This is a genomic window from Seonamhaeicola sp., from assembly GCF_028281565.1.
Classification (GTDB): Bacteria; Bacteroidota; Bacteroidia; order Flavobacteriales; family Flavobacteriaceae; genus Seonamhaeicola.
Genome location: NZ_JANQJQ010000006.1, coordinates 120,608 through 144,328 on the forward strand (window position 1 = coordinate 120,608; position 23,721 = coordinate 144,328).

General features: G+C 36.9%; 25 protein-coding genes and 2 tRNA genes. 11 read left to right on the forward strand and 16 right to left on the reverse strand.

The window, feature by feature from the left end; translation table 11 throughout:
• The first annotated feature begins 9 nt into the window (after positions 1 to 9).
• Complete coding sequence (locus Q0983_RS02425) at positions 10 to 1,338, forward strand: TlpA disulfide reductase family protein (RefSeq protein WP_299548182.1); 1,329 nt, start codon at positions 10 to 12, stop codon at positions 1,336 to 1,338.
• Between the two features lie 40 nt (positions 1,339 to 1,378).
• Here the strand turns inward: Q0983_RS02425 and Q0983_RS02430 are convergent, their stop codons facing one another.
• The 12 genes from Q0983_RS02430 to Q0983_RS02485 form a co-directional block, all read right to left on the reverse strand.
• Positions 1,379 to 1,684: a GIY-YIG nuclease family protein gene (locus tag Q0983_RS02430; protein ID WP_299548185.1), complete on the reverse strand. Its 306-nt coding sequence runs from the start codon at positions 1,682 to 1,684 to the stop codon at positions 1,379 to 1,381.
• 46 nt (positions 1,685 to 1,730) lie between these two features.
• Positions 1,731 to 2,090, reverse strand: coding sequence for a YraN family protein (locus Q0983_RS02435; RefSeq protein ID WP_299548188.1), 360 nt, complete (start codon positions 2,088 to 2,090; stop codon positions 1,731 to 1,733).
• A gap of 15 nt (positions 2,091 to 2,105) precedes the next feature.
• Entirely contained in the window at positions 2,106 to 3,266 is a 1,161-nt protein-coding gene (locus Q0983_RS02440; RefSeq protein WP_299548191.1) for a metal ABC transporter permease, read from the reverse strand.
• Positions 3,259 to 4,386: a metal ABC transporter permease gene (locus tag Q0983_RS02445; protein WP_299548193.1), complete on the reverse strand. Its 1,128-nt coding sequence runs from the start codon at positions 4,384 to 4,386 to the stop codon at positions 3,259 to 3,261. The genes Q0983_RS02440 and Q0983_RS02445 overlap by 8 nt, the downstream gene beginning before the upstream one ends.
• Positions 4,387 to 4,494: 108 nt before the next feature.
• Positions 4,495 to 5,232, reverse strand: coding sequence for a metal ABC transporter ATP-binding protein (locus tag Q0983_RS02450; RefSeq protein WP_299548195.1), 738 nt, complete (start codon positions 5,230 to 5,232; stop codon positions 4,495 to 4,497).
• Positions 5,233 to 5,291: 59 nt separating this feature from the next.
• On the reverse strand, positions 5,292 to 6,197 hold the full coding sequence (locus Q0983_RS02455; protein WP_299548199.1) for a zinc ABC transporter substrate-binding protein: 906 nt from the start codon (positions 6,195 to 6,197) through the stop codon (positions 5,292 to 5,294).
• Positions 6,198 to 6,199: 2 nt separating this feature from the next.
• Positions 6,200 to 8,452 (reverse strand): TonB-dependent receptor, encoded by a 2,253-nt coding sequence (locus Q0983_RS02460; RefSeq protein ID WP_299548202.1) that lies wholly within the window; start codon positions 8,450 to 8,452, stop codon positions 6,200 to 6,202.
• Positions 8,439 to 9,098: a metal-dependent transcriptional regulator gene (locus tag Q0983_RS02465; RefSeq protein WP_299548205.1), complete on the reverse strand. Its 660-nt coding sequence runs from the start codon at positions 9,096 to 9,098 to the stop codon at positions 8,439 to 8,441. The genes Q0983_RS02460 and Q0983_RS02465 overlap by 14 nt, the downstream gene beginning before the upstream one ends.
• A 137-nt stretch (positions 9,099 to 9,235) precedes the next feature.
• Positions 9,236 to 10,117 (reverse strand): DUF1080 domain-containing protein, encoded by an 882-nt coding sequence (locus Q0983_RS02470; RefSeq protein ID WP_299548208.1) that lies wholly within the window; start codon positions 10,115 to 10,117, stop codon positions 9,236 to 9,238.
• Positions 10,118 to 10,391: 274 nt separating this feature from the next.
• The gene (gene feoB, locus Q0983_RS02475; protein ID WP_299548211.1) at positions 10,392 to 12,491 is read right to left on the reverse strand and encodes a ferrous iron transport protein B; all 2,100 of its coding nucleotides are present in this window, start codon (positions 12,489 to 12,491) and stop codon (positions 10,392 to 10,394) included.
• Positions 12,484 to 12,720 carry a FeoA family protein gene (locus tag Q0983_RS02480; RefSeq protein WP_299548214.1) on the reverse strand — a complete coding sequence of 79 codons (237 nt, stop codon included), beginning with the start codon at positions 12,718 to 12,720 and terminating at the stop codon, positions 12,484 to 12,486. The genes feoB and Q0983_RS02480 overlap by 8 nt, the downstream gene beginning before the upstream one ends.
• Before the next feature lie 432 nt (positions 12,721 to 13,152).
• A complete protein-coding gene (locus Q0983_RS02485; protein ID WP_299548217.1) occupies positions 13,153 to 13,827 on the reverse strand; it encodes an SCO family protein in 675 nt (224 codons plus the stop codon).
• A 171-nt stretch (positions 13,828 to 13,998) separates the two neighbouring features.
• Here Q0983_RS02485 and rseP point away from each other — a divergent pair, with 171 nt between their 5' ends.
• The 4 genes from rseP (at position 13,999) to Q0983_RS02505 (ending at position 16,171) form a co-directional block, all read left to right on the forward strand.
• Complete coding sequence (gene rseP / locus Q0983_RS02490; RefSeq protein WP_299548220.1) at positions 13,999 to 15,342, forward strand: RIP metalloprotease RseP; 1,344 nt, start codon at positions 13,999 to 14,001, stop codon at positions 15,340 to 15,342.
• Between the two features lie 72 nt (positions 15,343 to 15,414).
• Positions 15,415 to 15,488: transfer RNA gene (locus tag Q0983_RS02495), tRNA-Asn, on the forward strand.
• A gap of 40 nt (positions 15,489 to 15,528) precedes the next feature.
• Positions 15,529 to 15,600 (forward strand) — tRNA-Arg (locus Q0983_RS02500).
• Positions 15,601 to 15,841: 241 nt separating this feature from the next.
• Positions 15,842 to 16,171, forward strand: coding sequence for a YegP family protein (locus Q0983_RS02505; RefSeq protein ID WP_299548223.1), 330 nt, complete (start codon positions 15,842 to 15,844; stop codon positions 16,169 to 16,171).
• An 83-nt stretch (positions 16,172 to 16,254) separates the two neighbouring features.
• On the opposite strand, the gene umuD is transcribed toward Q0983_RS02505, so the two are convergent.
• Both umuD and Q0983_RS02515 read right to left on the reverse strand, forming a co-directional pair.
• Positions 16,255 to 16,698 (reverse strand): translesion error-prone DNA polymerase V autoproteolytic subunit, encoded by a 444-nt coding sequence (gene umuD, locus Q0983_RS02510; protein ID WP_299548225.1) that lies wholly within the window; start codon positions 16,696 to 16,698, stop codon positions 16,255 to 16,257.
• A gap of 76 nt (positions 16,699 to 16,774) precedes the next feature.
• Positions 16,775 to 17,362, reverse strand: coding sequence for a GNAT family N-acetyltransferase (locus Q0983_RS02515; RefSeq protein ID WP_299548227.1), 588 nt, complete (start codon positions 17,360 to 17,362; stop codon positions 16,775 to 16,777).
• 7 nt (positions 17,363 to 17,369) lie between these two features.
• Here Q0983_RS02515 and Q0983_RS02520 point away from each other — a divergent pair, with 7 nt between their 5' ends.
• Positions 17,370 to 17,915: a hypothetical protein gene (locus tag Q0983_RS02520; RefSeq protein ID WP_299548229.1), complete on the forward strand. Its 546-nt coding sequence runs from the start codon at positions 17,370 to 17,372 to the stop codon at positions 17,913 to 17,915.
• A gap of 2 nt (positions 17,916 to 17,917) precedes the next feature.
• Here Q0983_RS02520 and Q0983_RS02525 read toward each other — a convergent pair whose 3' ends face one another.
• Positions 17,918 to 18,370: a DUF3157 family protein gene (locus Q0983_RS02525; protein ID WP_299548231.1), complete on the reverse strand. Its 453-nt coding sequence runs from the start codon at positions 18,368 to 18,370 to the stop codon at positions 17,918 to 17,920.
• Positions 18,371 to 18,431: 61 nt separating this feature from the next.
• Between Q0983_RS02525 and Q0983_RS02530 the strand changes: the two genes are divergently transcribed.
• The 4 genes from Q0983_RS02530 to bioA all read left to right on the forward strand — a co-directional run bounded on the left by Q0983_RS02530 (position 18,432) and on the right by bioA (position 21,921).
• A complete protein-coding gene (locus Q0983_RS02530; protein ID WP_299548233.1) occupies positions 18,432 to 19,571 on the forward strand; it encodes an aminotransferase class I/II-fold pyridoxal phosphate-dependent enzyme in 1,140 nt (379 codons plus the stop codon).
• Between the two features lie 98 nt (positions 19,572 to 19,669).
• Complete coding sequence (gene bioD / locus Q0983_RS02535; RefSeq protein WP_299548235.1) at positions 19,670 to 20,290, forward strand: dethiobiotin synthase; 621 nt, start codon at positions 19,670 to 19,672, stop codon at positions 20,288 to 20,290.
• Between the two features lie 45 nt (positions 20,291 to 20,335).
• Entirely contained in the window at positions 20,336 to 20,614 is a 279-nt protein-coding gene (locus Q0983_RS02540; protein ID WP_299548237.1) for a GIY-YIG nuclease family protein, read from the forward strand.
• 41 nt (positions 20,615 to 20,655) lie between these two features.
• Entirely contained in the window at positions 20,656 to 21,921 is a 1,266-nt protein-coding gene (bioA, locus tag Q0983_RS02545) for an adenosylmethionine--8-amino-7-oxononanoate transaminase (protein WP_299548240.1), read from the forward strand.
• Here bioA and Q0983_RS02550 read toward each other — a convergent pair.
• Positions 21,907 to 22,338 carry a cytochrome c oxidase assembly factor Coa1 family protein gene (locus Q0983_RS02550; RefSeq protein ID WP_299548243.1) on the reverse strand — a complete coding sequence of 144 codons (432 nt, stop codon included), beginning with the start codon at positions 22,336 to 22,338 and terminating at the stop codon, positions 21,907 to 21,909. The genes bioA and Q0983_RS02550 overlap by 15 nt on opposite strands.
• Positions 22,339 to 22,510: 172 nt before the next feature.
• Here Q0983_RS02550 and Q0983_RS02555 point away from each other — a divergent pair, with 172 nt between their 5' ends.
• Positions 22,511 to 23,698, forward strand: coding sequence for a beta-ketoacyl synthase N-terminal-like domain-containing protein (locus tag Q0983_RS02555; protein ID WP_299548246.1), 1,188 nt, complete (start codon positions 22,511 to 22,513; stop codon positions 23,696 to 23,698).
• Positions 23,699 to 23,721: the final 23 nt, after the last annotated feature.

The following is a 23,721-nucleotide window of genomic DNA, read 5'->3' on the forward strand; positions in this document are numbered from 1 at the left end:
AATTAACAAATGAAACGAGCACTACTAAATATATTAATTTTACTCTTTTTTCCAGCAATTCTCTGGGCACAACATACTATTAAAGGAACATTTACACCTGCAGAGGATTATAAAGTGGCGATTTTATATAGGGTGACTCCAACGGTTTCAGAATATATCACAAATGCTGAGATCAAGAGCGATGGCAGCTTTGAAATGAAACTCGATTCTACAGCCACCAAAGGGATGTACAGACTGGTGTATGCCATTCCCCAGGAAGATTATAATTTCGATATTATTTATAACGGACAGGAAGACATAGAGCTTACGTTTAACAGAGAAACAGGAGTTAAATTTTTATCTTCTGTTGAGAATAAATTACTGGTATCTTATACCAATAGTATGTCTATGGTAACCCATAGTATCGGTAAATTTTTTGGTTCCCAAAGTACAGATACGTTGGCTCTGTCCAAAATTTTTGAAACCCAAAGAGACACACAAAAAAACTACGAAGAGGCTGCTAAAGAAGGTATTGTATTGGAGTTTATAAAAGGGAACAGGCCGTACATCCCGGAACGTTTTGAAGATGTAAAAACCTATGTAAATAATTTAAAAGCACATTATTTTGATCATGTAGATTTTACCAATGAGACCTTGCAAAGCTCTAATTTTTTGGAAGAGAAAATGCTGAATTATGTGTTTGGAATGACCATTAATTCTGATGACGAAATAGTGAATTACAAAAACAATATTGATGTAGTTTGTAACGCCATGAAAGCGGCTCCAAATGGAGTAAAACGTATTTTATTGGTTATACTTTGGCAACAGATGGTGGACTTGAATTTTGAAAGTGTTGCTAATTATATTTCTGAAGCGTATTTGATGGATATTGCGGTGATATTAAATGACCAGGCATTGTTAAATACCTTAATTACCTTTGAAAATGTCTCTTTAGGAAAAACGGCACCGGATTTTTCGTTTGAAGTTGAAGAAGACGGTAAAAATATAACCAAAAAATTAAGTGAACTCAAAGACTTTGAAACTTACATTATTGTTTTTTGGAGTAGTACTTGCTCACATTGTTTAGATGAAATTCCCCAGTTACAAACTTTCACGAAGACTAAGAATAACATAGGAGTTATAGCTGTAGGCCTGGAAGAAGAGCCTAACGAATGGAAACAACTAATAACCAATTATCCGGACTTTATTCATGTTTACGGTTTAGGGAAATGGGAAAACGCCATAGGAAATGATTATGGCGTAACAGCAACGCCAACATATTTTATATTAGACAAGGACAAAAAAATTATTGCTAAACCTGAAGATCTGGAGCATTTAAAGAAGTTTTTTCAGGATTAACTTGTCATTCAGAAGGAGTGGAGCGACTGAAGAATCTCTTTTAAATCGTATCATTCAAAAATGCCCAAGATGAATTGAAATTGGTTATCAATGCCTCTTTCTTTTTTCTGCTCCAACCCTTAATTTCTTTTTCTCTTCTTATAGCATCTTCAATTTCGAAAAAATGCTCATAAAAAATTAAATAGAAGCATCTATATTTAGCGGTAAAAGCTTTTGAATATGGTTCTGGATTTGCATGGAAATATAAGCGTTCTTTGAGGTTATTAGTTACACCTGTATATAATACGGTTTTGGCCTTATTAGTGAGTATATAAACATAATAATTGTGAGTGCCTTTGGTTTTCATTATAATAGATATATGAGATTCTTCGCTGCGCTCTGAATGACAAAGGTCAAAAATGATAAAAAGCATCTTCCAAATGCTCTATATTGAATTGATGGCCCTCTTTTACTACGGCAATAATATCAAACCGTACTTCTACATCTAAACTGTTTGTAGTTACATAATGATCAACAGCCTTGACCAGACGTTGTATTTGTTTAGGTTTTACAAAATCCTGGGGATTCCCGAAGTCTATGGTGGAACGGGTCTTCACCTCGATAACGGCCAGGGTGTCATCCAGTTGCGCCATGATATCAACTTCGGCCTTATCAAAACGGTAATTGCGTTCTACTATTTGATAGCCTTTTTTAATAAGAAAATCTACCGCCAGTTGTTCCCCTTTATTACCAAGTTTGTTGTGTTGTGCCATGAGGCAATATACAAATTACCCTCTAAACAAAAAGAAATCATCCTTCATGTGTTCGATCTTAACATCTTCATTGGTAATGATATAGTCGATAGCTTGAGACGTAAAATCATTTCCTTTTTCAGTAAGGGATACGATGTTATTGTCAATCACAATCATATTGTTTTTTAGTGCTAATTCCAAGACCGTTTTACTGCGTACCTTTTGCCAGTTAATATGTTCGTTAAGGTGATTTACATGGCGCTCTTCTTCCTCATTATGGTTTTTTAAGTGCAATAAAAAAGTCAATAAAGATACTTCGGTGCGTTGTTGTTTTTCTCTATACAGCACAGCGATAATACCTCTACCGGGCGCTAACAAATACACCAATAAAAAGATAAGACCTAACATAGTTGTTATTGAACCGGCAATGGAAGCATCCAACCAATGCGCCACCCAATATCCGGAAATGGCACTAAAAACACCAAAACCAATGGCATATAAGAGCATCCGTTTTAGATTGTTTGTGAGCAGGTAAGCAGTGGCTGCCGGAGCAATCATAAGTGCGACTACTAAAATAGCACCAACAGCATCAAAAGCCCCAACCGTAGTAACTGATGACATACTCATTAAACCATAATGCATGATAGCCGGAGAAAACCCTAAAGAAGCAGCCAGACCGGCGTCAAAAGTGCTCACTTTTAGTTCTTTGAAAAAAGCGAATAGCAAACCAACGGTCACGATTAAAATACTGCCTATAACCCATAAAGATTTTGGGCCTAAATCAGCTCCTGAAACTATAAATCTGTCAAAAGGAGCGAAAGCTAATTCCCCCAATAAAACGGCATCAACGTCGAGATGAACATCATTGGCATTTTTGGCAATTAAAATAACCCCAATACTAAATAATGCCGGAAACACTAATCCTATGGCAGTATCTTCTTTTACCAAACCAGTTTTTTGAATATACTCTACTAAAATTACTGTGATAATGCCAGTAATGGCCGCCAATAAAATAAGTACTGGCGAGTTGAGGTCATGCGTTATAAAAAAGCCGATAACGATACCCGGTAAAATGGAATGACTAATGGCATCACTGATCATGGCCATTTTTCGCAACACCAAAAACGTACCCGGAATGGCACAGGCAACAGCTACCAAACTGGCAATAAGTTGTATTTCTATTTGAGCACTACTCATTATTTTCCTGTTGTTGGTTATACAAATTTGAAGCGGCTTTAAACCCTTTTTTTGTTAAGCTCCACATATTCCCTTCTAAGATTACATAGTTTTTATGAACTAATTTTTGAAGGGTGCCTTTGGTGAATCCTTGAAAATTATTCAAAATTTTAATGGTGTGTGGATGTGAGATATTTTCATGCGTCTCGGCAATACGGTACATAAATGCCAGGGTTTTATTCAGTTTTAGATCCCGACGGTTTTTTAAGAATCTGATTTGCTTGAATAAAAGGCCTCTGCTCGGGGAAAATATAAATGAAACCAGCACGAAAACACTGGCTATAATAACAATTACCGGGCCTGTGGATAGATTATTTTGTGTAGCGCTTACCGCAGTTCCGAAAACGCCTGATAAGGCACCAAAAACAGCCGCTAAAAACACCATTTTACCTAAGCTGTTCGTCCATTGTCTCGCAGCGGCGGCAGGAGCTAATAACATAGCACTCATTAACACCACACCTACCGTTTGAAGTCCTAAAACAATAGCCAATACGATAAAACTGGTAATTAAAATATCGATGGTTTTGGTATTGAAACCAAGAGTTTTGGTAAAGTCGGCATCAAATAGGAGCATTTTAAATTCCTTCCAGAAGAGCAACAGAATGATAAGACAAATTCCAGTTACTATGGCCATCATCCAAACATCGCTTTCAACTAAGGTAGCCGCTTGCCCGAATAAGTACTTGTCTAAACCAGCCTGGTTGGCATTGGGCTGTTTTTGGATAAAGGTTAAAAGTAGCATGCCGAACCCAAAGAACAATGACAAGATCAACCCTAATGCAGTGTCAGATTTTAAGTGGGTTTTAGTGATGATACCTCTGATCCAAAACGTACCAATGAGTCCGCTTATTAATGCCCCTAAAAGTAACACATTACTGTCTTTTGCACCGGTGATTAGAAATGCTATGGCGATACCCGGTAAAGCCGCATGTGAAATAGCATCACCTAATAAACTTTGTTTTCGTAAAACGGCGAAACTCCCCAGCATACCCGTTACAGCACCTAATATGGCAGTCCCTAGTGTGATGGTTCTAAGAGTGTAGTCTGTAAAAACCAGATTTATATACTCAATTATATCCATAATTCCTGCGAAAGCTTAATTCACATTGACACTGTTTTTTTATACCTACAAGGTTTCCAAACCTTGCAGGAGCGATTTTGAGTTCCCCCTTTGGGGGATAGGGGGCTTCTACTCCTGAATACTCACTTTATAGTTGATACCGTAAGTTTTAGTAAGGTTATCATCATTAAAAATATCTTTTACCGGGCCGGTGGCAATCTTCTTCACATTTAAGAAGGTCACCCAGTCAAAATATTCGGGAACGGTCTGTAAATCGTGATGAACAACAATTACTGTTTTTCCTGCTTTCCTCAATTCTTTTAATATATTGATGATGGCTATTTCGGTAGTGGCATCCACACCCTGGAAGGGTTCGTCCATAAAATAAATGGAAGCGTTTTGAACCAAAGCTCTGGCCAAAAAGATACGTTGTTGCTGACCACCGGAAAGCTGGCTGATTTGACGGTTTTTAAAAGGTAGCATACCGACTTTTTCAAGCGCTTCCAAAGCCAATTTTTTTTCTCTTTGTTTCGGACGCTTTATCCAACCTAAACTACCGTAAGTTCCCATCATAACCACATCTAAAGCAGTGGTTGGAAAATCCCAGTCTACACTTCCCTTTTGAGGCACATAAGCTACTTTTTGTCTTTGTTTATCATAAGGTTTTCCATAAATGCTTACACTACCTGCAATAGGTTTTAAAATACCTAAAACTGATTTTATAAGGGTTGATTTACCCGCACCGTTAGGGCCAACAATGGCCATAAGAACCCCTTCTGGAATTTCCAAATCGATATCCCAAAGCACAGGTTTGTAGTTATACGCTACAGTTAGATCGTCTACTTTTACAGCAATTTGTCTATTCATAACTTTTTATTGAGAACACTTGTAACTTTTACTGTAAACTGGTACTGCATACTGCCAACTTATTTAAGTGCATTAACAATGGTATTAACGTTATACTCATACATACCAATATAGGTGCCTTCTATAGTTCCAGGATCACCTAAAGCATCAGAATATAGGGTGCCTCCAATGGTTACTTCGTGGTCTTTAGATTTTACTGCCGCCTGAAGGGCTTCTATAGTGCGTTTTGGTACGGAACTTTCTACAAAAATAGCTTTTACTTTCTTTTCAATAATAAAGGCAGCTAAGTTTTGAACATCTTGCACCCCCGCTTCAGTAGCGGTAGACAGGCCTTGCAAACCAACTACTTCAAATTCAAATGATCTTCCAAAGTAATTAAAAGCATCATGTGCCGTCACCAAAATACGTTGTTCTTTTGGTAAGGAAGCAATTGCAACCTCTATCTTTGCTTTTAAATCTTCCAGTTTATTAAGATAGTTTTCTCCGTTACTTTTAAGAGCCGCTTCTTGCTCCGGTAAAGATTCAGAAAGTATTTTTACAACATAATTTGTTACTTGTTTCCAATAGTCTATGTTGAACCAAATATGGGGGTCGTAATTAGAGGCAAAATAATCTGATCCTATCAGGGTATTTTTGTCTAAAACATCAGAAACTGCCACTGTTTTTTTATTTTTCATTTTTTCAAAAACTTCCACCAGCTTGCCTTCAAGGTGGAGTCCGCTATAGAAAATAACATCGGCATTTGCTAACTTGGTAACATCACCTTCACTGGCTTTATACAAGTGAGGGTCTACGCCACTTCCCATTAACCCTTGTAAGTTGATGAGGTCGCCGCCAATGTTTTTAACCAGATCGGTGATCATGGTTGTGGTGGTTACCACATTGAGTTTATCGTTGCTCTTTTTTTCGTTTTTACAAGCAAAAAGCAGGCCTAAAAGAGTTAAAAGTAAAAGCGTTCTTTTCATGATTACTTCAAGTTATATCTTAATCCGAAAAATAGGCGTCTGCCCTGGTTTGGGGCATATACATAGGATGGGTCAAACGTTAAGGCATAAGGGTTTTCCTGAGTAGGTATGACATTACCGCTATTGTCAAACTGTACATTTTCATCAAACGGGTCATGGCTTCTGGCAATTATGAACGGATTGCCTTTGTTTGGTGTCCAGTTTAAAAGGTTCTTAACACCACCATAAAGTTCAAAATTGGTTATTCCGGTGAAAGTGAGTTGCACATTTTGGATGCTCCATGTTGGCGAATACTCACTTCTTGGGTCTAAATCACCAAGGGTTGGTAATCGCATAGGGCCGTAAAGGTTTCCGGTATAATCTATTGTTAGATTTGTTGGATAATTTTTATAAGAAAACGACCAAACCCCGGTGAAACGTTCGGTTAATATCTGTCTTGACTTTATGCCATTTTCCTTTTGAGAAACCTCTTGAAGTGTAGCGCCAACGGAGGCTTGTATACCACTTCCAAAAATGGCATCAACGTTTAAACTAAGCCCCTTTGATGTTGAGTTTCCATCCAGGTTATCATAAATAATTTGATTGGGATTGGTATCATAATCGGGTATTATGGCATTGGTAAAAAAGGTATACCAGGCCGAAGCATCAAGGGTAAAGATCTTACCTGATTTTGAATATATTTTTTTCAGATAGTTAAGGGTGAGATTATAAGATTGCTCAGGTTCTAAAGCCTCCTCAATAATCACATCACGAGCTCCCGTAAGGGCCGCGTGTTCTTCAGTAAACAAATTCACTACCCTGAATCCTGTGCCGGCATTCAACCTTAAAATGTCGTCTTGGGTAGGTTTGAACCTATAAGCTATCCTTGGGGTAAAAATGGAACCGTGGCGGTCATCATAATCATATCTGGCTCCCAATAGCAAACGTTGTTTTTCAGATAGGGTAATTTCATCCTGAACAAATATGGAAGGAATGGTGACTTCATCTGCAGTAACGGTAGCTGTTGTGTTGTCATTATAAAAGTTATAACGCGCAGCCAAACCAAATAATAAGTCATGATTCTTTACGGGTTTATCCCAAATTAATTGTCCGAAACCAATACGTTGTTGTGCCAAATAAGGCGTGTCTCCGTAGACCGAATTTTGATCATGATCTGAATAAGAGAACTGGAAGTTTATTTTTTCATCGATAGGTAACTGGTAATTCCCGATGATTTCATAACGTGACGTGTAAATGCTTTCACCATAGACTTCATTCCCTCCTCTAAAACTTTTATTCCATTGTAATTCACCACCCCAGCGATCTTCATAAAAATAGCGTCCTGCCAAAGAAAATAAGCGATTATCTTTTCGTTTAAAATCCCATTTTTGGAACACTGAAATGCGATCTTGCAATGTCACATCGGTAAAATTATCATTATTGTCATCTATGGGATTCGAGTAATTGTAATAATTAATGCCGGTTAGCATATGTGCTTTGCTCCCAACTTTAGCTTTAAACCCTAGGTCCAGATTTGTTTCTTCCCAATCACTCATAAAATTATCGGCAAAAACTAGAGGGGCATGTTCCGGTAGCTTGGTAATAATATTGATCAACCCACCTACAGCTTCACTACCGTAAAGTGAGGACGCAGGGCCTTTTACCACCTCTACCTGTTCAATCAATGAATTTGGGATACCTGACAAACCATAAACTGTTGACAAACCACTAACGATGGGCATACCATCAATTAAAACTAAGGTATAAGGGCCTTCCAAACCGTTAATATGAATGTCACCCGTATTACAGACATTACAGTTAAGTTGAGGTCTTACGCCGTTCACATTTTGTAAAGCTTCAAAAACATTTGGTGTTGGGTTTTTTTTGAAAAAGGCAGGCGAATAGACTTCAACGGGAACCGGGCTTTCTAACCTGGAAACCGCTTTTAAAGTACCGGTTACAATGACTTCGTTTAGACTTTCTGTTTCTTCTAAATTGAAGTTTATCACAATATTTTCGGTGCCTACTGCAATTCGTTTTTCCACCTTTTTGTAACCTGTATAAGACGCTATAATGGTATAGCTCCCTGGTTTAACATGATTGATTACAAAAGCTCCGGACTCATCTGTGGTACTCCCTTTGGATATGCTTTTAAGGTAAACATTGACATACGGAAGTGCCTCATCATTTGACGTTACTTTTCCTGTAATTTTTTGAGCATACATATAACTGTTCCCAATTAATAAAAGGGATAGCAATAACTTAATCGTTTTCATTTACGTAGATAATACTAGTGAAATCCTGATTTAGTAAAATAGTATTGTTGTTTATCAGGATTTGGGTCATTTTATTTTTACTGAATTGTTTTGATACTACCAGAGTATTGCCATATTTTAATCCGTTTTGAGCACAGAAATCAAAAAACTCCTTATCATCGCTCATTAAACGTGAAATAATATAAGTCCTACCTTCTTTAGCATTTGATAATGAAATAGAGGTATCTGTGGTAGTGATTTCTCCATCCGCATTTGGAATGGGGTCACCATGTGGATCAAACTTGGGGTTACCTAAATATTCACTGATCTTATTTGCTAAAAGGTCAGAGGTTTGATGCTCCAGAAGCTCCGCCTCACGATGTATATCGTGTAGCGACATATCAAACATTTTGAACAATAGGGCTTCCCAAAGGCGATGCTTTCTAATGACCGAAAGTGCCATTTTAGTGCCTTTATCGGTGAGCTTTAAAGGTTGATACTTTTGATAATGCAGTAAATCCTTAACAGCCAGTTTTTTAGCCATATCAGTGGCGGCGGCATTAGATATACCTAATTCTTTGGCAATATTACCGGGTTTCGTGTTATTGTTATCCCGCTTTCCGTTTTTGTAAATCGCTTTTACAAAATTTTCAATCGCTACAGACATTCGTTATACTTTAATTAATTTTTAAGTAAGCTTAAAAATATTTTCAAATGTAATTAAAAAATAATAATTAGCAATAAAAAATTCCCTTGAATTGTTTTAATTAAGGGAATAACCATTATTAAGGAAGCGATTAAAGTTTACTTAAACCTCACGTTATTTGTTATTTCTTTGGGAAACTTTTTAATAGGAGTTAATTCTAAATCTTTATAGTAGCATTCTGCCGCTTCTGATTGAATTTGGATCTGGCCACTGGTTAAAGGCTTGCCCGTTTCGGGATTAACGGCATTTTCAACCACCATCACAATGTTACCGTTTACAACATGTACCGCATCATTGCCTATTACATAGATTTCCAAATGATTCCACTCACCATGAGGCGCATCATGTTCGGAAGCTGCATGGATATAACCACTGCCATCCGAATAGATTTCAGAATTAGGATCAAACTTCTTCTGGTTTTTAAAGTCGCCTCTGATTTCAACTTTAGGGCCGTCAACTTTTGGTGTTTCGGTATTACCTCCCAAAGGAATGAAATCGCCTAAGTCGGTTTCCTGCACCTGGTATTCCAGGCAGGTTTTCCAGGTCTTCCAAAAACGGCCATGGTCACCATAGCAATGGTATAAAATACCGCTGTCTCTTTTTACATCCAATCTTGGAGCCCATTTCTTATCGCCCCATTTAAAGAAAACGCTTAAATGATAGTCTTCAAAAGACGCTTTCGTAGTTAAACCGCCGTAAATTTCACCGGTAATTTTTAAAACGGGCTTACCGTTTTCCACGATAACTGAAAACACATTTTTAAGATTAGCATCTAACCCTATAGGTTTTCCGTTATGAACATTGTCTGATTGATAGGTGCCTTCCGGCAGGCCTTTTACCGAACTATGTGGTACACCCTGCCAGATTTCAAAATGGCGAAGTTCAGCATCAATTAAACGAATGACATCCTTATTATTTTGAGAAAAAAGACCGATACTGGTTAGTAAGAAAAAAGCGGAGACAGCAAGTTTGAGTTTCATGAAAGCAGTTTGTATTTTATTTTGGTTCAATATACAAAAAGCGTTTCCTGTTTTACCCGATCATGGAGATTTAAATGCTCCGAGACTTGCCTCAAGGTAATTTACCTGGATTAATGACAAGCGCAATCGTTGTCATTCCCACAAGCTTTTTTGGTTTTTGATTTTGGTAAGATGAATTTTTTAATCAAAAATAGCATAGCAAGTGCTATGGCAGTGAAAACAAGTATATTTTGAATGATATCATTCATGATTTATCATCGTTTTTGAGACCTTGTCATTTCAAAAATTGAAACGCTACTAAAGCTACAAGATAAGCAAAAGAAGACATAATTGCCAATTGCAGGACAGGCCATTTCCAACTATTGGTCTCTTTTTTTACAATAGCCAGCGTGCTCATACATTGCATAGCAAAGGCATAAAACAGCAATAATGAAATTCCTGATGCAAAAGTGAATAAGGGGCCGCCTCTAACCGGATTAATTTCGGCTGCCATTCTGTTTTTAATGGTGTCTTCATCATCACTGCCCACACTGTAAATAGTGGCTAAAGTCCCAACAAATACTTCACGTGCAGCAAAACTGCTTATTATGGCAATGCCAATTTTCCAGTCATAACCTAATGGCCTTATAGAAGGCTCTATTAATCTTCCGGCTATACCAATAAAGGAGTGTTCCAGTTTATGCGACGCTATTTTATGTTGCAAGTCCTTCTCGCTTAAATTTTCTGAGGCATATTCGGTTTTGATAATGACTTCGGCATTGTTAAAATTGTCTCCCGGACCATAAGAAGCTAAAAACCACAAGATTATTGAGATAGCTAAAATGATTTTACCGGCGCCATACACGAAGGATTTGGTTTTCTCAACTACCGTTATAGCCACATTTTTAATCATGGGCAGCTTATAATTGGGCATCTCAACCACAAAAAATGAGCGGCTTTTAATTTTTAAACGCTTACTTAAAATGTAAGCCGATAATACTGCCGTCGCAAAACCTAGGAAGTATAATAACATTAATGTTAATGCCTGATAGCTTAACCACAAAAATTTGCCTTTTGGAATCACCAAAGAGATGATTATTAAATACACCGGCAATCTTGCTGAACATGTTGTAAAAGGTGTGACTAAAATGGTTATTAAACGCTCCTTCCAGCTTTCAATGTTACGGGTTGCCATAACCGCCGGAATAGCACAGGCCGTACCCGAAATTAATGGCACCACACTTTTACCGCTAAGGCCAAAACGTCTCATAATTTTATCCATTAAAAACACCACACGACTCATATAACCACTTTCTTCTAACACCGCTATGAATAGAAATAAGAAAGCTATTTGTGGAATAAAAATAACGATGCCTCCAAGCCCGGGAATGATCCCTTCGGCAATTAAGTCAGTAAAGGCTCCTGAAGGCAAGACGTTTTTGGTCCATTCGCTTAAAGAAGCAAAAACACCGTCAATAAAATCCATCGGAACTTCAGACCAGTCATAAATAGCCTGAAAGATCAAAAGCAAAATGGCAATAAAAATGACATAGCCCCAAACTTTATGCGTTAATATCCTATCTAATTTAATACGGAGATCTTTAGCTTGAGAGAGGTCAATAGTTTGCCCTTTTTTCAATACATTATTAATGAATTGATAGCGTTTAATGGTTTCTTTTTGCTGTAGACGTTTTAGATCGGCCTTACTTTTGGTTTTAAAACTGGTAACGGCATCAATTTCCTTTCTGTCCGTTTTACCAAAGTTAACATCCTGTGTAATTACCAGCCATAGCTTATAAAGCAATTGGTTTGGAAATGCCTTTTGTAAATTTTCAAAGTAGGCAGGATCTATATCTGTGGTTTTTAAACAAGGTTCGGTAGAAACCTCTTTGTAGTTGGTTATCAGTTCTCGTAACCCGTCAATACCCTCATTTTTGCGTGTACTTATTAAGGCAATTTTTGTTTTCAGGTGCGCTTCTAAGTAGTCAATATCCAAAGAAATGCCCTTGTATCGCATTCTATCGGCCATATTAATCACCAACAGCGTTGGGATTTCCAAATCTTTGATCTGGGTGAAAAGCAGCAGATTTCGTTTTAAATTCTCAACATCGGTAACAACTACGGCAATATCGGGGAAATCCTTGTCGTTTTTGTTTAAGAGCAGTTCAATAACAACGTTCTCGTCAAGCGATGAAGCATTTAAACTATACGTTCCAGGTAAATCAATAATATGGGCTTTAATCCCCCGGGGCAACCTGCAAACGCCTTCTTTCTTTTCAACTGTAATGCCCGGATAGTTCCCAACCTTTTGGTTTAAACCGGTCAGGGCATTAAATACAGAGGTTTTTCCCGTATTTGGGTTTCCTATTAAGGCTACGTTGATCTGCTTACTCATTCGCTACTTTTTCAATTAAAATATGAATAGCAGTTTCCTTTCTGATAGCCAGGTGCGATCCGTTAATGTTTAAATACATGGGGTCTGCAAAAGGCGCCACCTGAACAAGCTCTACCTCGTTGCCCGGTAAACACCCCATTTCAAGAAGTTTTAAGGGGATATGATCAGATGAAACATCAGTAATAACACCGCGTTCGCCCTTTTTAAGATGTGCTAAAGTATGCTGCAAGCTTATTTAGATTGATTTTAAAGAAGCAAAAGTAATGTAAAAGTTTAGAAGTAAAAAGTGAATCAAAAAGAGTTTTTAATAATATTTTTATACCAATTGACTTAATAATTCGGCAACTCATCGATAGTATATTGGGTAAAAATAGATAAAAAAGGATGTTTTGGTGTTAATATAGCATATAAATGTGCGAAAATACTTGTTTTTTACTGATTATAAGTCGCTTAATTTTGCCTCTGTAATTAATATATAAAATTATGGAAAGAAGTAATCGAAAAATAGTAGTGGAAACTAAAGTTGGAACATTAACAAAAACTTTTAGTAATGCAAGCTCTGTAGTTTGGAATTCAAGAAGACGTTATAAATAAGTTATAATGCCCCAACAAATTAAAAAAAGCTCCTGATGATGTCAGGAGCTTTTTTTATCTTAAACAGTTAGAGTTTATACTCTTCCTTTAAATGAAAAATATCTTTTAATAAACGTTTAATCTCTTCCGGTTTTGTGCCATCATAAAACCCGCGAATCTGTCGTTTCTTATCAATAAGCATAAAGTTTTCGGTATGGATCATGTCGAAAGGTCCCCCATCACCATTATCTTTTACCGCTAAATAACTTTTTCTGGCCAGTTTATAGATTTGTTTTTTATCACCGGTCACTAAATTCCATTTACTGTCGTTTACTCCTTTTTTTTCAGCATAACGCTTTAACTGCGCCACCGTGTCAATTTCGGGCGTAACCGAGTGTGATAATAACATCACGTCGTTATCATTCAGAATTTCTTTTTGAATGCTTGCCATGTTTTTGGTCATAATTGGGCAAATAGTTGGGCAGGTGGTAAAAAAGAAATCGGCCACATAAATTTTGTTCTCATAATCTTTTTGAGTAACGGTTTTACCATTTTGATTGACTAATGAAAAATCGGCTATTTTATGGTATTTCTTTTTATATTGGATGGTACTGTCCACTAATTCGGTGCTTACCATAGAGGGTTGATATATTGGGAGCGGCTGATATACGTTAAGTGTATTGTAGATGATAGCCACAATAATCACCGAAATAACGCCAAAAACAATAGCGAATATCTTGTAGTCTTTGAAAAATGAAAGCATTTTAACGGAGCACTAAATAAATTTCAGCAAAAATACAATGAAATTTGTACTTCTTCGGTTATACTGAAACTTAAATTAGTGTTAAATAGATGTACAAAGTATAAATGTCTTTTTATACTTGGTTTAAAAGTTTACTTTTGTGCGGTTATCAAAAATTTTGATTGAAGACATATGGAGTTTGTTATAAAAATATCTCAGTTTTTATTGAGTCTTTCACTACTGATTGTTTTGCATGAGTTGGGGCACTTCATTCCGGCTAAAGCTTTTAAAACCAGAGTAGAGAAGTTTTATTTGTTTTTTGATGTTAAATTTTCACTGTTTAAAAAGAAAATAGGTGAAACCGTATATGGTATTGGTTGGTTACCCTTAGGAGGTTATGTGAAAATTTCCGGTATGATTGACGAAAGTATGGATACCGAGCAAATGGCGCAAGAACCACAGCCCTGGGAGTTTAGAACCAAACCTGCCTGGCAGCGTTTAATAATTATGTTAGGAGGGGTCACGGTTAATTTTATTCTGGCCATCCTTATTTACATCGGGATGAGTTATTTTTATGGAGATAAGTTTTTGCCAAATGAAAATATTAAAGACGGTCTTTTAATTGAAAGTAGTGTGGCTAACAAAGCCGGATTATTAACAGGAGATAAGATTCTTGAAGTGGATGGTTATAAGATCCGGAATTTTTCTGAGATCTCAGAAAAGGTTCTTTTTGGAAAAGAAATCACTATTGAAAGAGATGGTGTTCAATCAACAGTTACTTTACCAGAAGATTTTTTAGCTCAGTTAATCGATTCAAAAGAAAAGCGTTTTATAGATCTTAGAATGCCTTTTGCTATTGCAAAAGTTCCGGATACATCACACAATGTAAATAGTGGCATTAGAAAAGGCGATATTTTAATTGGATTAAATGACTTTAAAACAAAATATATTGATGAGGTAAAGGTTGGTTTAGAAAAGTTCAGGGGCCAGGAAGTAAATGCCAAAGTTTTGAGAGAAGGCCAAGAAGTAGAATTGCCATTAAGTATCAATGATGATAGTAAGTTAGGATTGGTTTATAGTGGTGTTACAGAAGATAACCTGGAAAGGCTGGGCTATTATAAATTTGATACTAAAACATATACGTTCCTTGAATCATTTCCTGTTGGTTTAAAAAAGGCAAAAGATAAATTAGCCTCTTATTGGGAGCAATTGGGAGCTATATTTACCCCAAGTACGGGAGCCTATAAAGGCGTGGGCGGATTTTATGCCATATTTAATATATTTCCTGCTACCTGGAGTTGGCAGGCATTTTGGAATATTACGGCGTTTTTATCCATCATGCTAGCCGTTTTAAACTTGTTACCAATACCTGCTTTGGATGGTGGTCATGTTATGTTTTTGCTATATGAAATGATATCCGGAAGAAAACCGGGAGATAAGTTTATGGAGTATGCACAAATGGTAGGCTTCTTTATTTTAATTGCTTTGGTTTTGTTTGCTAATGGAAACGATATTTATAAAGCTATTTTCGGGTAAATTTTTTTAAAAATTACATGGTAGTAATTAAAAATATATATATATTTGCGCTCGCAAAAGCGGAAATAACCTTCCTCAGTAGCTCAGTTGGTTAGAGCATCTGACTGTTAATCAGAGGGTCGTTGGTTCGAGCCCAACCTGAGGAGCGACTTAAGATAACCATCTAAGAAATTAGGTGGTTTTTTTGGCTCCATAGTTCAAGGGATAGAACAAAAGTTTCCTAAACTTTAGATCCAGGTTCGAATCCTGGTGGAGTCACAAAGAGAGGTAGCCAATAGTGCAGAGCACTGATAAAGCGTAGCTTTATGATTCGAGGTTTATCCTGAGGGAAGTCGAAGGGAATCCTGGAGGAGTCACTAGATTACTGAGCTTATCTACAAAGACTTGTACAAAACAAGTCTTTTTTGTTTCCGGGGGCATTGAATTTTCCCCATAAATGTGACCAATCATAGTCTCTTGTGTCTTAACGGTATACTTGAATTATTAAAACCCTTTCAACATGGCAAAATTTGAAATTTACAAAGACAAAAAAGGCGAATTTAGATTTAGATTAAAAGCTGGTAATGGACAGACCATCCTGGCTAGTGAAGGTTATGCTGCTAAATCAGGATGTAACAATGGCATTGAATCCGTTAAGAAGAATGCACCGGACGATACCAGATATGACCGTTTAGAATCTAAAAGCGGAAAACCATATTTTAATCTAAAAGCTGGAAATAGCCAGGTGATTGGAACTAGTGAAATGTATTCTTCTTCCAGCGCCATGGAGAATGGTATTGCGTCTGTTAAAACTAATGCCCCGGGTGCTACTGTCGAAGATTTATCATAAATTAATCAGTTTAGTTTACCCTAAAATTGATAGCTGAGGGCCACAAGACATTGTGGCTCTTTTTTTCTACCTAATACATTTGTTTATACCTTTTTTATCACATTAGTAACAATCCCCCAGATTACAAAACTATTTTCCGGTGTTACTTTAATAATAGGGTAATTGGGGTTCTCAGGTTGTAACCAGACTTCACCGTTCTTAACTTTCAGGCGTTTTACGGTAAACTCGCCATCTAAAAAACAAACGGCTATTTTATTGTTTTCCGGTTCCAGGCTTCTGTCAATTACCAGTAGATCCTTATCATCCAATCCAGCGCCTATCATAGACTGGCCGCTGACGCGTGCAAAAAAAGTAGTGTCCTTGTTTTTTACAAGCTCTCTATCTAATGATAAACGCTGTTCTTTAAAGTCCTCGGCAGGCGATGGGAATCCCGCTGAAATTCCGGTGTCAAAAAATAGGGCTCCAAGGGCGTCTTTTACGACTTCCGGAGTAAATAATGTCAAGTTTGTAGATTGGTGTAGCATCATATAAGTCTGTTGTTTAGAGATCCGGATTATACCAGTGCCTATAAAGATACAAGAAAATGACTTTAAAAAAAGCCTGTTAGATATCTAAAATTACAAGATCTAAACTTTTATCTCCCTGAGCGAAGTTTTTTAAAAGTTTAAACCCAACAGCTCTGTGTGCGGCTATGGAGCGTGTATTTTTAACATCAATTAATGTAATGATTGTTTCAAATTGATGATTGAGTTCTTGTTTCATGTGATGGTATAACCCTCTAAACACCCCTTGGCCCCTATACGATTTATCTACACAGATTTGCCCCATGACTACATAATTAAGGTTGGTTTTTAACGAACTATCAATTTGCTGAAACATGGGTTTCAGAATATCAATTTTATCTCTAAAATCTTTGGTCATAGAAAGGGCATACCCAACAACGTTGTTATTATGTTTGGCAATAATATGAGCGCATGCATTATTCATGGCTTGTAAGATATCAAAGTTATGATGCACCGTAACAAAACCTTCCTTTTGTTTTTCTTCCTCTGAAATAGAAGCGATACTATTCGCTTTTTGAAGTTTTAAAATTTGCTGTAATTCTTCATCTGTTGAAGCTCTTTGATATGTTATGTTTGTTTTCAATTCTGAAACGTAATTTACCTTACTAAAGATATGTATTTTATACATTTGTTTAATGTCTAAAGCAGACCTTATTATAAGAGAATCAAGTAAACCAATAATTAATAAAATTATTGTATCATTGCTTTATGCAGGTTTTTTTACCTATACCATTTACTTGTTTATGCATAAAGATATATGGAATCATCCGGATAGATGGACAGTCATAATACTTTTATCCATTTTACTCATTATCATATTTTCCTCCACATTTATGTCTATTGCTTCGCATAGTATTCACATTAGAATTGAAGACAAAAAAATTCAGCATCAATACAGAGTAGGTGTTTTTAGATACAAGGAAGTATGGCAAAACTTGGTAGATCCAGAGTACATTTCTGTATTCAAAAATGGTGGTTATTACCTAATTAACCTGTGGTATCAAAAAAATGGCATTTTAAATCTAATGGCTTTAAAAAATTACGATAAGGCAATTGAAAAAGGACTCTTAATCTCAGAAAAACTAAATATTGATTTGTTAGATGCCAGAGAAAGAGGACATCACAAATGGGTAAATAAAAAAGCCACCAAAGAAGCCGGTAAAATTGTATACGCAGATTAACTCTAAAATAACTTTATCTTTTTTACAATACTGTGTCCGGTGCGTTTGTAGGTAACTTTTGTGCCATTGACGCAAAAGTTATAGGTGCCACTTGCTTTGGTTTCTGAAGCGGATAATAACACCACATCTTCAACATCACATTTAAGGTCTTTAGCTACTTTCTGTTTTACGTGAGCCATAGTAGCACGCCCTTTTTTCAGTTGTGTCTGTATTTTTTTATTCAATTTTGGCTCTACAAAATCTTTAGCCAATTCACAGGTGTTACCATTTGAAGGATTAGGTTTTTGAATTTCAACTTGCTCAACTTCTTTAGGCTTTTTTAAATCTATGTATTCCCAGGTGAAGTCTGCTTTAAGCAACACACGCCTGCCATCTTCGGTTTTTACAATATGGTTGTCCTGTGAAAAGCCTGTGAACCCTATAAAAAACAGAAAAGCAACTAAGAAAGATTTCATAATTAAAAAGAATACAAATTGATATCGATTCAAAAGTACAAATTTTACATACATTTGTTTTATGCAATTCCCTAAAAAACTACAGCAAAAGTTAGATGACCGTAAAGCAAACAATGCGCTGCGAACACTTAAAGATCAAACCAATCAGATTGATTTTTCATCTAATGATTATTTAGGGTTTTCTGAAAATGAAACCATTTTTAATAATGCCCATAATTATTTAACAGGGCATAATATCAGGCAAAATGGAGCAACAGGCTCGCGATTATTATCGGGTAATTATGCTTTATATAGAGTTGTCGAAAGCATTTTAACCGATTTTCACCATAGTGAATCCGCCCTTATTTTTAATTCCGGTTACAATGCTAATATAGGATTCTTTTCTTCAGTACCACAGCGCGGCGATGTTATTATTTATGACGAATGGTGTCACGCGTCCATTAGAGATGGTATTTCAATGAGCCATGCTAAAGCGTATAAATTTAAGCATAATGATTTGGAAGATCTGGGTGAAAAGATGCTTCGTTTTGCTGAGAGTGATGCCAATATTTATGTTGTTACCGAATCTGTTTTCTCCATGGATGGTGATGCTCCGGATTTGGTAAAGCTAGCCGAGTTGTGTCAAATACATAAAGCGTATTTGGTGGTAGACGAAGCCCATGCCGTTGGTGTTTTTGGAAACAGGGGCGAAGGTCTTGTCCGGCATTTAAAAATAGAAAACCAGGTGTTTGCCCGTTTGATAACCTTTGGGAAAGCGCTGGGCTGTCATGGAGCAGCTATTCTTGGAAGTGACACCTTAAAAGAATACCTGATCAACTTTAGCAGAAGTTTTATTTATACCACAGCTTTAACACCACATACTCTCGCTACAATTCATGCGGTTTATGGAGCACTTGTAACAACAGACCAAAAGCAAAAATTACTTCAAAACATTCTGTATTTTAAGAATGGTATTTTGAATAACAACCTGCAAGATTTGTTTATTGAAAGCCATTCTGCCATTCATTGCTGTATTATTTCCGGAAATGGCCTTGTAAAATCAATAGCCAAAAAGTTACAGGACCATGATTTTGATGTAAAACCCATTTTATCGCCCACAGTGCCGGAAGGACAAGAGCGATTACGCTTTTGTTTGCACAGTTATAATTCTGAACAGGAAATCAAGGAAGTTTTAGCGTTACTTGCTAAGTATATTTATTAATTTTGTCATTTCGCACACATTTCGAGCACCTCAATGACTGTGCGGAATCCATAACTAACACAAAAAGGGATCCTGAATCAAGTTCAGGATGACAATACATGTCGAAAACATACTTTATAACCGGAATCTCTACTGATGTTGGCAAAACCATTGCCGCAGCCATAATTACCGAAGCTTTGAAAGCTGATTACTGGAAACCTGTTCAGGCCGGAGAACTTGACAATTGCGATACTAAAAAAGTGAAACGATTGGTATCTAATTCCAAATCAAAATTTCATCCCAACAGTTTTGCGTTACATACGCCTATGAGCCCACATGCCGCGGCAGAAATTGATGGAATTACCATTGAAAAAACTCAAATTAACAGGCCTGAAACATCCAACCATTTGGTTATTGAAGGTGCCGGCGGGTTATTGGTTCCTGTTAATGATACCGAAACCATATTAGACCTTATGGAACCTACGGATAAAGTTATTGTGGTTTCACGCCATTATTTAGGAAGCATCAATCATACCCTGCTTACGGTAAATAATTTAAAAGAAAAAGGTTTTGAGGTTTTCATCCTTTTCAGTGGCGATGAACATCCAACTACGGAAAGTATCATTAAGAAAATGACCGGGGTGCCCATAATAGGCCGGATAAATGAAGAGCCTTATTTTGATCGAAATGTAGTAAAGGAATATGCCAGGGCTTTTAAAGATAATTTGAAAGCTTTATAAAAGGAGCTCGTCACCCTGAACTAGTTTCAGGGTCACACAAGAAACATGAAATCAAGTTTTGTTTATATATTAACAAATAAGTATAGAACTACGTTTTATGTAGGTATTACGGCCGACCTTTCGAGGCGTTTGGAAGAGCATTATAATGAAACTGCTTCAAAATTCACCAAAAAATATAATCTTAAAGATTTAATTTATTACGAAACATTTTCCGATATTGAACAAGCGATTTCTAGAGAGAAACAATTAAATAACTGGCATAAAGAGTGGAAGCTAAATCTAATTAGGACTATTAATCCCACTTTAAAAACATTAGAATATTAATTTAATAATGCGATGCTGAAACAAGTTCAGCATGACGAAATATGAGCCTAAAGGAGCGCGATAAAAAACACATTTGGCATCCGTTAACGCAACATAAATTGCACCCGGAAGCCATAGCTATTACTAAAGCAAAAGGCTGCGTGCTTTATGATGAAGATGGTAATGAATACATTGATGCCATTGCTTCATGGTACACCTGTATGTATGGACATTGTAATGACTACATAACGAGCAGGGTTTTTGAGCAGATGCAAGCGTTGGATCAGGTTGTTTTTAGCGGATTTACACATGAACCGGCCGTTAAATTATCAGAAGCACTGATCAAAATATTACCTGAAAACCAAAACAAAATTTTCTTTAGCGACAACGGGTCTACGTCTGTTGAAATAGGTATAAAAATGGCCTTGCAATACCATTCCAACAATGGTGACAGGCGTAATGTTTTAATTGCTTTTGATGAGGGGTTTCACGGCGATACTTTTGGAGCTATGAGTGTTTCGGGATTATCAGTCTACAACGGGCCTTTTGAAGAGTTTTTCATTACCGTGAAACGAATTCCAACACCTGATGGAAAGAACCATCGGGAGATCCTGGGTCTTTTGCAGGACATGGTTAACAACAATAAAGTAGCGGGGTTTATTTACGAACCCCTGGTTCAGGGTGCTGCAGCCATGAAAATGTATGATACTATTGGATTGAATGACATTCTAAAGTTTTGTAAAGAGAACAATGTTATAACCATTGCCGATGAGGTCATGACCGGTTTTGGAAAAACAGGAAGCTATTTTGCCTCGGATGATATTGCAACAAAACCGGATGTTATTTGTTTGAGCAAAGCTTTAACAGGTGGTTTGGTCCCTATGGCTATTACAACCTGCACTCAGGAAATCTATGACGCATTCTATAGTGATGATATAGGTAAAGGACTCTTTCATGCCCATACTTATTCTGCTAACCCCGTGGCATGTACGGCAGCATTGGCCGGTATGGAATTATTGCAATCTGTAGAAATTCAGAATAATATTAAGGACATCATAGCGTCACATAAACATTTTGGAGCGCGTGTAAAAGACCATCCGAAAGTAAAATCAATACGTCAAACAGGTGTCATTTTTGCACTCGATCTCAATGTGGAAATGGAACGCTACGGTGATTTACGGGACAAGCTTTTTAAATTCTTTATGGAACAGGGCGTTTTTCTGCGCCCTCTGGGAAATACCATTTATATTCAGGCACCCTATGTAATCACCAAGACACAAATGGATACCATTTACAAAGTCATTGAAGCCGCGTTAGATACTCTCTAGCTCTTTTTTGAGTAAGTTAATACTTTCCTGGGTTCCCTTTATGGTAACATATAAAGATTCATAGTGCCATTCACCATCTGTTTTGGTTCCAATCACTGTAATAGACCCTGTTCCGTATGAACCTTTTATGGGTATTGAAAAATTGGCTTCGCCATCATTATTTTTTAAGGAAATATTACCACTAATGATACCGTCAGACTCAATAGGTTCACCTAGAGCAGCAATAACCTCGGTATTGTTTGATGCTTCGCTTAAAGCATATTCATAAGGCGCAGAAGATGTAAACATTTTGGAAACACCAACAAACAACGTTCCTATTCCCAAAACTGCTAAAACGATCAGGGTCAGGCAACCTCCAACCGGGACCACCCAAAGCCAATTTCTGCCAAACCAACTTTTTTGTTTTATTTCCTCCATAGTATCTATATAATTTTACATAAAGATAGGTGTGTTTTCTCCATTAGTTGTTACACTATTTTAAGAATTTGTTTTTCTCACTATGAATTACTGTGAAATAAAGGAGAGAACATGTACTTTTGCCTACCAACTAAAGTGAGATGCTGAAATAAACTCAGCCTGACAAAAGCGTATGCAAAAACCAATTTCTATAACTGCTGTTTCATCAATTTCCCCGTTGGGAAAATCTTTAACCGAAGCCTGGGAAAATTATCAAAGCAGCACGCATTGTATTTCTGAAAGATCATTTCAAGGCGAGCAAGCTTTAGTTGCGCAACTTCCTCAGGAAGTAAAAAAAGAAATTGAGGCCTTACGTCAGTCAGATCCAAAATACAAATTACTTGATGACACGGTTTTATATGCTATGTATGCGTCAAGGCAGGCTATAAAGCTAGCCCACTGGCAGGCGTCTGATAATTTTGGGATCAATATTGGATCATCCAGGGGAGCTACAACACTTTTTGAGAATTACCATAGAAGTTTTTTAAAGCATAATAAGGCAAAAACCCTAAGTTCGCCAACAACTACTTTGGGGAATATAGCTTCCTGGGTGGCACATGATTTGCAAACCCAGGGCCCTGAAATTAGTCATTCCATTACCTGTTCAACGGCTTTGCATGCCATGCTGAATGGTATTGCCTGGATTAATTCGGGAATGTGCAATAAATTTTTAGTGGGCGGAAGTGAAGCACCTCTAACGGCTTTCACCATTGCACAAATGCAAGCTTTGAAAATTTATTCAAAAGCCAAATTAAATAGCAATGATCATGCTGAGTTTGGCGAAGCATCTTTCCCTTGTCGTGCATTAGATTTGAAAAAAAAGCAAAACACGATGATTTTAGGCGAAGGGGCGTCTATGGTTTGTTTGGAGGAAGGCCAAAAAGATAACGCTTTGGCTGTTATAAAAGGGTATGGTTATGCTACCGAAATTTTAGAGCATAATATTTCCATTTCCAGTGATGCCCAGTGTTTTCAGCATTCCATGAAAATGGCTTTAGGGGATAACCCACCGGAATCTGTAGATGTGATTGTGATGCATGCACCCGGTACCGTTAAAGGTGATTTGAGTGAATACAAGGCCATTGAAAAAATATTTTGTAACAATATGCCTGCTTTAACTACAAATAAATGGAAAGTAGGCCACACATTTGGGGCTTCAGGTACCTTAAGCTTAGAATTAGCCATCTTAATGCTAATACATCAAAAATTTGTTGGTGTTCCTTATTTAGAGGATCAAAAACAACCCCATACCATTAAAAATATCCTGGTAAACGCTGTAGGCTTCGGTGGCAATGCGGTGTCTATTTTTCTTTCAAAATAAAGTTGAAAAACTTTTAAAAGATC

Excerpts from the sequence above, each read along its gene's own strand:
- Q0983_RS02425 (WP_299548182.1), top strand. The coding sequence starts at position 10 with ATGAAACGAGCACTACTAAATATATTAATTTTACTCTTTTTTCCAGCA.
- Q0983_RS02430 (WP_299548185.1), bottom strand. The coding sequence starts at position 1,684 with ATGAAAACCAAAGGCACTCACAATTATTATGTTTATATACTCACTAAT.
- Q0983_RS02435 (WP_299548188.1), bottom strand. The coding sequence starts at position 2,090 with ATGGCACAACACAACAAACTTGGTAATAAAGGGGAACAACTGGCGGTA.
- Q0983_RS02440 (WP_299548191.1), bottom strand. The coding sequence starts at position 3,266 with ATGAGTAGTGCTCAAATAGAAATACAACTTATTGCCAGTTTGGTAGCT.
- Q0983_RS02445 (WP_299548193.1), bottom strand. The coding sequence starts at position 4,386 with ATGGATATAATTGAGTATATAAATCTGGTTTTTACAGACTACACTCTT.
- Q0983_RS02450 (WP_299548195.1), bottom strand. The coding sequence starts at position 5,232 with ATGAATAGACAAATTGCTGTAAAAGTAGACGATCTAACTGTAGCGTAT.
- Q0983_RS02455 (WP_299548199.1), bottom strand. The coding sequence starts at position 6,197 with ATGAAAAGAACGCTTTTACTTTTAACTCTTTTAGGCCTGCTTTTTGCT.
- Q0983_RS02460 (WP_299548202.1), bottom strand. The coding sequence starts at position 8,452 with ATGAAAACGATTAAGTTATTGCTATCCCTTTTATTAATTGGGAACAGT.
- Q0983_RS02465 (WP_299548205.1), bottom strand. The coding sequence starts at position 9,098 with ATGTCTGTAGCGATTGAAAATTTTGTAAAAGCGATTTACAAAAACGGA.
- Q0983_RS02470 (WP_299548208.1), bottom strand. The coding sequence starts at position 10,117 with ATGAAACTCAAACTTGCTGTCTCCGCTTTTTTCTTACTAACCAGTATC.
- feoB (WP_299548211.1), bottom strand. The coding sequence starts at position 12,491 with ATGAGTAAGCAGATCAACGTAGCCTTAATAGGAAACCCAAATACGGGA.
- Q0983_RS02485 (WP_299548217.1), bottom strand. The coding sequence starts at position 13,827 with ATGCTTTCATTTTTCAAAGACTACAAGATATTCGCTATTGTTTTTGGC.
- rseP (WP_299548220.1), top strand. The coding sequence starts at position 13,999 with ATGGAGTTTGTTATAAAAATATCTCAGTTTTTATTGAGTCTTTCACTA.
- Q0983_RS02505 (WP_299548223.1), top strand. The coding sequence starts at position 15,842 with ATGGCAAAATTTGAAATTTACAAAGACAAAAAAGGCGAATTTAGATTT.
- umuD (WP_299548225.1), bottom strand. The coding sequence starts at position 16,698 with ATGATGCTACACCAATCTACAAACTTGACATTATTTACTCCGGAAGTC.
- Q0983_RS02515 (WP_299548227.1), bottom strand. The coding sequence starts at position 17,362 with ATGTATAAAATACATATCTTTAGTAAGGTAAATTACGTTTCAGAATTG.
- Q0983_RS02520 (WP_299548229.1), top strand. The coding sequence starts at position 17,370 with ATGTCTAAAGCAGACCTTATTATAAGAGAATCAAGTAAACCAATAATT.
- Q0983_RS02525 (WP_299548231.1), bottom strand. The coding sequence starts at position 18,370 with ATGAAATCTTTCTTAGTTGCTTTTCTGTTTTTTATAGGGTTCACAGGC.
- Q0983_RS02530 (WP_299548233.1), top strand. The coding sequence starts at position 18,432 with ATGCAATTCCCTAAAAAACTACAGCAAAAGTTAGATGACCGTAAAGCA.
- bioD (WP_299548235.1), top strand. The coding sequence starts at position 19,670 with ATGTCGAAAACATACTTTATAACCGGAATCTCTACTGATGTTGGCAAA.
- Q0983_RS02540 (WP_299548237.1), top strand. The coding sequence starts at position 20,336 with ATGAAATCAAGTTTTGTTTATATATTAACAAATAAGTATAGAACTACG.
- bioA (WP_299548240.1), top strand. The coding sequence starts at position 20,656 with ATGAGCCTAAAGGAGCGCGATAAAAAACACATTTGGCATCCGTTAACG.
- Q0983_RS02550 (WP_299548243.1), bottom strand. The coding sequence starts at position 22,338 with ATGGAGGAAATAAAACAAAAAAGTTGGTTTGGCAGAAATTGGCTTTGG.
- Q0983_RS02555 (WP_299548246.1), top strand. The coding sequence starts at position 22,511 with ATGCAAAAACCAATTTCTATAACTGCTGTTTCATCAATTTCCCCGTTG.